We start from the raw sequence: 8648 nt of genomic DNA, 5'->3' as shown, positions 1-8648 counted from the left end.
AAAAGGCCAGCATCTCTGCTGGCCTTCTCGCTTAATTCTGGTGGGAAGTGCAAGTTTCGAACTTGCGACCCCTGCAGTGTGAATGCAGTGCTCTACCCCTGAGCTAACCTCCCTTTTTACTACCGTTTGCTGCGAATGCATCGCTGCAATGACGAGCATTATAGGGGGAGTTTTGCGTTTTGTCACCCCTGCGGAGAATATTTTCTCCAAACACATTCTCCCTTTACACCTTTGTCGAGTGCGGCCAGCACGGCATCGTGTTCGGCCAGCTCGTCCGCAGCCGCAGAGACCACGATGATCTCGCCCAGCGGACCGGCTTCCAGCAGCTCGCCGCCGCCCGTCTCTTCGATCTCGACATCCATCGACAGCATGTTCTGGCCGCGCGTCATGGCCAGGTAGACGTCGGCCAGCAGTTCCGAGTCCAGCAGTGCGCCGTGCAGCTTGCGGTGGGCGTTCGAGATGCCGTAGCGGTCGCACAGCGCGTCCAGCGAGTTGCGCTTGCCCGGGTGCAGCTCCTTCGCATGCACCAGGGTGTCGATCACGCCGCCGCAGTGGTCGACGAAAGGCGGCAAACCGATGCGTTCAAATTCGTGGTTCAGGAAGCCCAGGTCGAAGGGCGCGTTGTGGATGATGATCTCCGCATCCTTCACGAATTCGCGCAACTCCTCGGCGATTTCATGGAACTTCGGTTTGTCGCTGAGGAATTCGGTGGTCAGGCCGTGCACCGCCAGCGCCGCTTCGTCGGAATCGCGCTCGGGGTTGACGTAGTAATGCAGGTTCCTGCCGGTCAGCTTGCGGTTGAAGATTTCAACGCAGCCGACTTCGACGATGCGGTCGCCGGTGCGTGGGTTGAGGCCGGTGGTTTCGGTATCGAGGACGATCTGGCGCATGCGCTTGTTCAGGTATGAATGCTTGAAAAATCAAAGGCTTATTGTAGCACTTGGCTCAGCGCTTGACCGAGGCCGCGCCCATGTTGGCCAGGCTGTCGGCGCGCTCGTTGCCCGGGTGGCCATTGTGGCCGCGCACCCAGCGCCATTCGACCGCGTGCTGCTGCTGGGCGGCGTCGAGGGCCTTCCACAGGTCTTCGTTCTTGACCGGTTCCCTGGTCGAGGTCTTCCAGCCGCGCGCCTTCCAGCCGTGGATCCATTCCGAGATGCCCTTCTGCACGTACTGGCTGTCGGTGTGCAGCACGACGTGGCAGGGACGGTTCAGCACGCCCAGCGCCTCGATCACGGCGCGCAGCTCCATCCGGTTGTTGGTGGTGTTCGGCTCGCCGCCGAAGATTTCCTTTTCGTGGTCGCCGGCCACGAGCAGCGCGCCCCAGCCTCCGGTGCCCGGATTTCCCTTGCAGGCCCCGTCGGTAAAAATCTCTACTTTGGTCGTCATGCTGCTGTGTATTCCTCAGTTCTGGTTGTTGCGTTCGTTGCGGTTGGTTGCCGGCACCGCCTTCGGCGCCTTGCCCGGCTTCTTGTTCCAGGCCGGTCCGATGATGTTCATGCCCTTGACGCGCTTGATCGCATGCACGATGTAGACCGCGCCCAGGTAGGGCCACCAGCGCTGGCCCGCGCCCTCGACGAAGGCGAAGCGGTTGATCCATTGCGAGGTGCGGAAAGGCGGCGCATAGCAGCCGAAGTGGCTGCGGGTGGCGCCGAGATTCAACAATTTTAACCAGTCTTTCAAGCGGGGCATAGATATGAACTCCCCCGCCGTCGGCAGGTAGGCGCTACTGGTGATGCGGCCCATGCCCTGGCGTACGCCCCACATGCTGGCCGGATTGAAGCCGCAGATGATCAGCTGCCCTTCCGGGATCAAGACCCGCTCGACCTCGCGCAGCACCTGGTGCGGCTCGGCCGCGAACTCCAGCACGTGCGGCAGCACCACCAGGTCCAGGCTCTGCGAGGCGAACGGGAGTTCCGTGAAGTCGAGCGCGACCGCGATCTGCTTGCCGCCGGCGGCAATCGACAGCTCGTCCGCGGTCGAGGTGCGGGTCGCGGCCTGCCACTTGTTCGGCATGCGGTTGGCGGCCAGCGCGTCGATCATCGGCACGCCGATCTGCACGGCGTTGAAGCCGAAGATGTCGGCGGTGAGCTCGTCCAGGCAGGCCTGCTCCCAGGCGCGCACGTAGGCGCCGGCCGGCGATTGCAGCCAGCGGTCGAGCGCTATAATGGATTTTTCGGATGCCGCGCTGTCCATGCCACCCCTTTTATTACGACTATGACGAATTCGCCGAGCAGCGCCAAACCATCGGGCGCCCTGACCGTCCTGACGGTGCCCGCCTTCAAGGACAATTATCTCTGGCTCATCCACGACGGCGTCCATGCGGCGGCGGTCGACCCGGGCGACGGGCAACCCATCCTCGATGCCTTGCGGGCGCACGGATTGACCCTCACCGCCATTCTACTCACCCATCACCATGCTGACCATATCGGTGGCGTGCCTCAATTGCTTGCAGAGTACTCCGTGCCGGTCTACGGTCCGCGCAACGACGGTATCGCCGCCGTGACGCATCCGCTGGGCGAAGGCGAGCGCGTGCAGGTGCCCGGCCTGGCACTCGAACTGTCGGTGCTGGACGTGCCCGGCCACACGCTGGGCCACATCGCCTATGTGCGCGACGATGCCGGCAGCGCCGGCACGGCGGGCGAACACTGGCTGTTCTGCGGCGACACCCTGTTCGGCGCCGGCTGCGGCCGCCTGTTCGAAGGCACGCCCGCGCAGATGGCGGCCTCGCTCGCCAAGCTGGCTGCCCTACCCGACGATACCCTGGTCTATTGCGCCCACGAATACACGCTGTCGAACCTGCGCTTTGCCCAGGCCCTCGAGCCCGACAATCGCGCGCTGCAGCTGCGCGTCGAGGCCGACAGCAAGGCGCGCGGCACCAACCTGCCGACCATTCCCTCGAACATCGCGATCGAAAAGGCGACCAACCCATTCCTGCGCACCACCGAGCCGGCAATCGCCGACAGCCTGGTGGCGGCCCGACGCCTGCAGCGCGGGGCGTCACCGGTCGACGTGTTCGCCGCCCTGCGCGAGTGGAAGAACGTGTTCTGATGGTGGACGCCCGGCGCACGCTCGATCTCTGGTTCGACCCGGTCAGCCCCTACGCCTGGCTGGGACTGCGTTCGCTCGACCGCCTGGACGCCGCTGGCCTGCGCGTGCGCCCGATACCGGTGCTGTTCGCCGGCCTGCTGAAGGCGCACGGCAACCTGGGCCCGGCCGAGGTGCCGGCCAAGCGCACCTATCTGTTCCGCGACGTGATGCGCGAAGCGGCGCGGCGCGGCCTGCCCTTTGCCGGCCCGCCCGGCCATCCCTTCAATCCGCTGCTCGCGCTGCGCATGTGCACGGCGCTGGCCGCCGATGATGAACGGCGCCGGCTGGCGCTGGCTCTGGTGACGGCTTGCTGGGAGCACGGCGAGGACATCGCCGATGCGAAGGTGGCGGCGCGGCTGGCCGATGCCGCCGGCTTCGACGGACAAGCTTTGGTGGCGGGAGCCGCCTCGGCTGAGGTGAAGCAGGCACTGGCAGTTGCCACGGACGCGGCGATTGCCGCCGGCATCTTCGGCGTGCCGACCTTTGCGCTGGATGGCGAGCTGTTCTGGGGCGGCGACCGTATCGATACCCTGCTGTGGCATCTGGACGGCGGCGCCATCGACGAGGACAAGCTGGCCGCTTTCCTGGCCCGCCCGCCTATGGCAACACGTAGGGTGGGCTCACCGAGCCCACGCGCCGAGTAGGCACAGCGCCAGCATACGTGGGCACGGGGTGCCCACCCTACCGACTACTTGCCGACGACCCGCAACTGCTTGACCTCGAGCGTGGACTCGCCCACCAGCTCCTTGTCGAACTCGCCGGTCAGCTCGACCAGGGTGTTCTGGTCGACCGTCACTCCCGCAGGAAAGTGTTTGGCGTCGATTTCGACGGTGATTTTGCCGGACTGGTCGGCAAACTCGTAATCCTCATCGCCCTTGTGGCTCAGCAGCTTGCCGCGCAGCTTGACGAGCTGGTCGTCCTTGCCGTTCGCCAGCAAATCCCTGGCACTCATCAGGGGCAGGTTGGACTGCCCGCTGTAGCTGGCCGTCGGCGCCTTGTTGGATGGGCCGCTATAGCCGCCGGTCTGCGCGGTCGCGCTGCCGGCGGCGGCGAGGAGCATGGACAGGAAAGCAAGGCGCATCGTCTTCTTCATGGAGGTCCTCCGTTATGAACGTAGCGCCACGATAGCGCAGAACGCGCTTGCGGCGCGTCCGCTTCCCTGCCCGCGTGCTTCAGATTTCTTCGTACAGCGGCAGCGTCAGGAACTCGGCAAACTCTTCCGACGTCGACATCTGCTCGAAGATCTCGGCCGCGCGCGCATAGCTCGGGTTGTCCCCGTTCGGTGCCACTTCCTTCACCTTGGCCAGCTCTTCCGGGATCATCGCGCGGACAATCTCGGCCGTGACCTTGCGGCCATCCTCCAGCACGCCCTTCGGCGAGCGGATCCACTGCCACACCTGGGAACGGCTGATCTCGGCGGTGGCCGCGTCTTCCATCAGGTTGTGGATCGGCACGCAGCCATTACCGGCCAGCCAGGCGCCGAGGTAGTGGATGCCGACGTTGATGTTATAGCGCAGGCCGGCTTCGGTGATCGGCGCTTCCGGCTTGAAGTCCAGCAGCTGGGCCGCGGTCACTTCGACGTCCGGGCGCTGCTTGTCGAACTGGTTCGGCCGGTCGCCCAGCACCTTCTTGAACTCGGCCATGGCCGGCTCGACCAGGCCCGGGTGGGCAACCCAGCCGCCGTCGTAGCCGTCGTTGGCATCGCGCGACTTATCGCCGATCACCCCTTGCATGGCGACCGCGTTCTTCTCCGGATCGTTCTTGATCGGGATCAGGGCCGACATGCCGCCGATGGCCGGTGCGCCGCGCTTGTGGCAGGTCTTCAGCAGCAGCAGCGCGTAGGCGCGCATGAAAGGCGCGGTCATCGTCACCTTCGGACGGTCGGCCAGGCAGAATTCCTTGTCGAGCTTGAATTTCTTGATGCAGGAGAAGATGTAATCCCAGCGGCCCGCGTTCAGGCCGGCGCTGTGCTCGCGCAGTTCGTACAGGATCTCGTCCATCTCGAAGGCAGCCAGGATGGTTTCGATCAGCACGGTGGCCTTGATCGTGCCCTGCGGCAGGCCGAGCTCGTCCTGGGTCATCTTGAAGATGTCGTTCCACAGGCGCGCTTCCAGGTGGGATTCCATCTTCGGCAGGTAGAAGTAAGGACCGGCGCCGCGCGCCAGCTGTTCCTTCGCGTTGTGGAACATGAACAGGGCGAAGTCGAAGATGCCGCCGGATACGCGCTTGCCGTCCACCAGCACGTGCTTTTCGTCCAGGTGCCAGCCGCGCGGACGCACGACCAGGGTCGCGACCTTGTCGTTCAGCTTGTACTGCTTGCCGTTCTGCTCCAGCGAGATCGTGCGGCGCACGGCGTCGCGCATGTTGAGCTGGCCGGTGATCTGGTTGTCCCAGTTCGGGGTGTTCGAATCCTCGAAGTCGGTCATGTAGCTGTCGGCGCCCGAGTTCAGCGCGTTGATCACCATCTTGCGCTCGACCGGACCGGTGATCTCCACACGGCGGCATTCCAGCGCCTGCGGAATCGGGGCGATCTTCCAGTCGCCGTTGCGGATGTGGGCGGTTTCCGGCAGGAAGTCGGGACGCTCACCGGCATCCAGGCGCTTGGCGCGCTCGACGCGGGCGGCCAGCAGTTCCTGGCGGCGCGGCTCGAATGCGCGGCTCAGCTTGGCGACCAGGGCCAGTGCCTCGGGCGTCAGGATCTGTTCGTAGCCGGGTTTGATCTCGGCGCGGATTTCCATGCCGTCTGGGGTGGCGATGCTCATGAGATATCTCCTAGGGTTGGCGTTTGCTATCTCGTCAAGTATATTCACTCAAGCGTCAATAAACGAGACAAAAAATACATTCATCTGTGCGTTTTTGTCACAGATGAGGACTCAGTACAGGGATAGACAACACGGATGGGCCATTTTCGTCAGATTTCCACCTTCGTCGAAGTCGTCGCGCGCGGCAGCCTGTCGGCCGCGGCGCGGGCCGAGGGCATCGCACCGGCCATGATCGGCCGCCGCCTCGACGCGCTGGAAAGCCGCCTCGGCGTCAAGCTGCTGCAGCGGACCACGCGCAAGCTGGTCCTCACCGACGAGGGCGCCGCCTTCCTGGAAGATTGCCAGCGCATCCTGGCCGAGCTGGAAGAGGCGGAATCGGCGGTGTCCGAGCGCAGTGCGCGCGCCACCGGCCACCTGCTGGTGTCGGCGCCGGCCGGCTTCGGGCGCCAGCACGTGGCGCCGCTGGTGCCCTCCTACCTTGCCGAGCACCGCGAGGTCACGCTCAACCTCAACCTGAACGACCGCGTGGTCGACGTGATCGGCGAAGGCGTCGACGTGGCGATCCGCATCGCCAGCCTGTCGGATTCGAACCTGGTGGGCGTCAAGCTGGCCGACAACCAGCGTGTGGTAGTGGCCGCGCCGGCTTATTTGAAGCGCCACGGCACGCCGCAGACGCTGGACGACCTGGCGCGCCACAATTGCCTGGCGATCAGCAGCGAAGGCAGCCAGCGCGGCTGGACCTTCCGCGAGGATGGCCGGGTCGTGACCTTGAAGGTAGGCGGCAATATGGTGTGCAACGACGGCGCCGTGCTGCACGACTGGGCCCTGGCCGGACGCGGCCTGGCCTGGCGTTCGATGTGGGAAGTGGGGCCGGAGATTGCGGCAGGCAGGCTGGTGCCGGTGCTGGAAGCCTATGCGGCGCCAGGCAATGACATTTATGCGGTATTCGCGCAGCGCCGCCACCTGCCTTTGCGCATCCGCACTTTCGTCGATTTTTTGCGTCACGCCTATTCGCAACCCGACTATTGGCGTAATCAGCTTGGGAATTGATGCGTTTTAGAAGCGGAACATTGCCACTTGCAAATAAGGCGAAATAGCAATTTGATGATTTTGAAACCAATAGGCGAAAAAAATCCCCGGACATGCCGAGGATTTTTTGCCGACATTCAGCGAGTAATCGTGACGATTACAGCGGCTGGATGTTCGATGCTTGCTTGCCCTTCGGACCCGAGGTCACGTCGAACGAAACACGCTGATTCTCTTGCAGCGACTTGAAGCCTTGGGATTGGATAGCCGAGAAGTGAGCGAACAGATCTTCGCCGCCTTCGTCCGGGGTGATGAAGCCGAAGCCCTTGGAGTCATTGAACCATTTAACGATGCCAGTTGCCATTACTATTTCCTATTTCAGTTGAAGTGGGCTTGCGCCCGTTTACGATCGTTTGAAGAAGCAAGAAACAAATGACAGACTAACTGCACTGCAACCGCGAATCCAACGATCCCACATTATACCGAATAAACCAAAAGATACACGGTTTTCGCAAAATAAATCCGTCGCTCGTAACATTCCTAAAACCAACTTTTACGAGAGCTTATTTCGCGTCGGTGGTAAGCAGAATATAGATTATCGAAAGTTAGCAAGTTTGTCATACATCAAACGACTTCAAGACAATGTTTTTGTCGAAGGTCTAGATAGCGGACTCGTCATTAGGATAGGCAGCCTTCGGGTCGCGCAGGGCCCAGGCCACGAAGACGTCCAGCTCGGCCAGCCAGGCGTCCCACTCTCCGGGGGCGACGGCATCGAAGGTCATCAGCACGCGCAGGCGCTGCTCGATGTTGCGCGCCTGCTGGCCCAGTATCCGGAACCCGAAGGTGGCCGAGGAACCGGCCAGCGTGTGCAGCACCGCATGCAGTTCCTGCATCAGTTCCGGCTGGGGCCGCAGCGTGTCGAAAGCGTTGCGCGCAGCCGACAGGCGTCCCAGGGTCTGCGGCAGCGCAGCCGCGAACCTGTCGTTCAGCACCGCCAGGCGTTCGAAGAATTCGGCGTCGGCCGCGCTGCCCGTCTGCATTTATTTGGTACCGAAGATGCGGTCGCCGGCGTCGCCCAGGCCCGGGATGATATAGGCGTGGTCGTTCAGGTGGCTGTCCAGCGAAGCCACGTAGACCTTCACGTTCGGGTGGGCCTTGTGGAACACCTCAATGCCTTCCGGCGCCGCGACCAGGGCCAGGAAGATGATCTGGTCGTCGGGCACGCCGCGCTTCTTGAGCACGTCGACCGCGTAGACCGCGGAGTTGCCGGTGGCAACCATCGGGTCGCACAGGATGAAGGTGCGCTCGGTGGTGTCCGGCAGGCGCACCAGATACTCGACCGGCTGGTGCGTCTCGGGATCGCGGAACACGCCGATGTGGCCGACGCGTGCCGACGGCACCAGTTCCAGCAGGCCGTCGCTCATGCCGACGCCGGCGCGCAGGATCGGTACGATGGCCAGCTTCTTGCCGGCGATGACCGGTGCGTCGATGGTCATCAGCGGAGTTTCGATTTCGCGGGTGGTCAGCGGCAGGTCGCGCGTGATCTCGTAGCCCATCAGCAGCGTGATCTCCCTGAGCAGCTCGCGGAAGGTCCGCGTCGAGGTGCCGCGGTCGCGCATGTGCGACAGCTTGTGCTGGATAAGCGGGTGATTCAGGATGTAAAGACTGGGAAAACGCGGATCTTGTTTCATTGTCGACTCGAAGAGGAATTGCGGCCAGTGTTGGCGTGAAGACCAGCATTATCCCAGCCGCGCGCCCGTTTGTCCCGCTTTT

The 8648-nt window shown here is 63.4% G+C and carries 11 protein-coding genes and 1 tRNA gene; 3 read left to right on the top strand and 9 right to left on the bottom strand.

Features of this window, described 5'->3' with window-relative positions:
* Positions 1-38 precede the first annotated feature (38 nt).
* The 4 genes from NX782_RS22085 to NX782_RS22070 form a co-directional block, all read right to left on the bottom strand.
* Positions 39-113 (bottom strand) — tRNA-Val (locus NX782_RS22085).
* Between the two features lie 69 nt (positions 114-182).
* Positions 183-890 carry a DNA polymerase III subunit epsilon gene (gene dnaQ, locus NX782_RS22080; protein WP_258847646.1) on the bottom strand — a complete coding sequence of 236 codons (708 nt, stop codon included), beginning with the start codon at positions 888-890 and terminating at the stop codon, positions 183-185.
* Between the two features lie 55 nt (positions 891-945).
* On the bottom strand, positions 946-1386 hold the full coding sequence (rnhA, locus tag NX782_RS22075) for a ribonuclease HI (protein WP_258847645.1): 441 nt from the start codon (positions 1384-1386) through the stop codon (positions 946-948).
* Positions 1387-1401: 15 nt separating this feature from the next.
* Positions 1402-2193 carry a class I SAM-dependent methyltransferase gene (locus NX782_RS22070; RefSeq protein WP_258847644.1) on the bottom strand — a complete coding sequence of 264 codons (792 nt, stop codon included), beginning with the start codon at positions 2191-2193 and terminating at the stop codon, positions 1402-1404.
* A 21-nt stretch (positions 2194-2214) separates the two neighbouring features.
* On the opposite strand from NX782_RS22070, the gene gloB reads away from it, so the two are divergent.
* Both gloB and NX782_RS22060 read left to right on the top strand, forming a co-directional pair.
* Positions 2215-3048: a hydroxyacylglutathione hydrolase gene (gene gloB / locus NX782_RS22065; protein ID WP_258847643.1), complete on the top strand. Its 834-nt coding sequence runs from the start codon at positions 2215-2217 to the stop codon at positions 3046-3048.
* Positions 3048-3731 (top strand): 2-hydroxychromene-2-carboxylate isomerase, encoded by a 684-nt coding sequence (locus NX782_RS22060; RefSeq protein WP_258847642.1) that lies wholly within the window; start codon positions 3048-3050, stop codon positions 3729-3731. The genes gloB and NX782_RS22060 overlap by 1 nt, the downstream gene beginning before the upstream one ends.
* Before the next feature lie 44 nt (positions 3732-3775).
* On the opposite strand, the gene NX782_RS22055 is transcribed toward NX782_RS22060, so the two are convergent.
* Both NX782_RS22055 and aceB read right to left on the bottom strand, forming a co-directional pair.
* Positions 3776-4180, bottom strand: a complete 405-nt coding sequence (locus NX782_RS22055) for a YgiW/YdeI family stress tolerance OB fold protein (protein ID WP_258847641.1) — start codon at positions 4178-4180, stop codon at positions 3776-3778.
* A gap of 79 nt (positions 4181-4259) precedes the next feature.
* Entirely contained in the window at positions 4260-5849 is a 1590-nt protein-coding gene (aceB, locus tag NX782_RS22050) for a malate synthase A (RefSeq protein WP_258847640.1), read from the bottom strand.
* Positions 5850-5984: 135 nt separating this feature from the next.
* Here aceB and NX782_RS22045 point away from each other — a divergent pair, with 135 nt between their 5' ends.
* Complete coding sequence (locus NX782_RS22045) at positions 5985-6899, top strand: LysR family transcriptional regulator (protein WP_258847639.1); 915 nt, start codon at positions 5985-5987, stop codon at positions 6897-6899.
* Between the two features lie 136 nt (positions 6900-7035).
* Here the strand turns inward: NX782_RS22045 and NX782_RS22040 are convergent, their stop codons facing one another.
* The 3 genes from NX782_RS22040 to upp all read right to left on the bottom strand — a co-directional run bounded on the left by NX782_RS22040 (position 7036) and on the right by upp (position 8566).
* On the bottom strand, positions 7036-7239 hold the full coding sequence (locus NX782_RS22040; protein WP_036166698.1) for a cold-shock protein: 204 nt from the start codon (positions 7237-7239) through the stop codon (positions 7036-7038).
* Positions 7240-7534: 295 nt separating this feature from the next.
* Positions 7535-7915 carry an Hpt domain-containing protein gene (locus tag NX782_RS22035; protein WP_258847638.1) on the bottom strand — a complete coding sequence of 127 codons (381 nt, stop codon included), beginning with the start codon at positions 7913-7915 and terminating at the stop codon, positions 7535-7537.
* The gene (upp, locus tag NX782_RS22030; protein WP_258847637.1) at positions 7916-8566 is read right to left on the bottom strand and encodes a uracil phosphoribosyltransferase; all 651 of its coding nucleotides are present in this window, start codon (positions 8564-8566) and stop codon (positions 7916-7918) included.
* Between the last annotated feature and the right edge of the window lie 82 nt (positions 8567-8648).

This window comes from Massilia norwichensis (assembly GCF_024753245.1).
GTDB lineage: Bacteria > Pseudomonadota > Gammaproteobacteria > Burkholderiales > Burkholderiaceae_D > Telluria > Telluria norwichensis.
The sequence above is the reverse complement of the archived record's forward strand: the minus strand, read 5'-3'. Positions and strand labels throughout refer to the sequence as shown.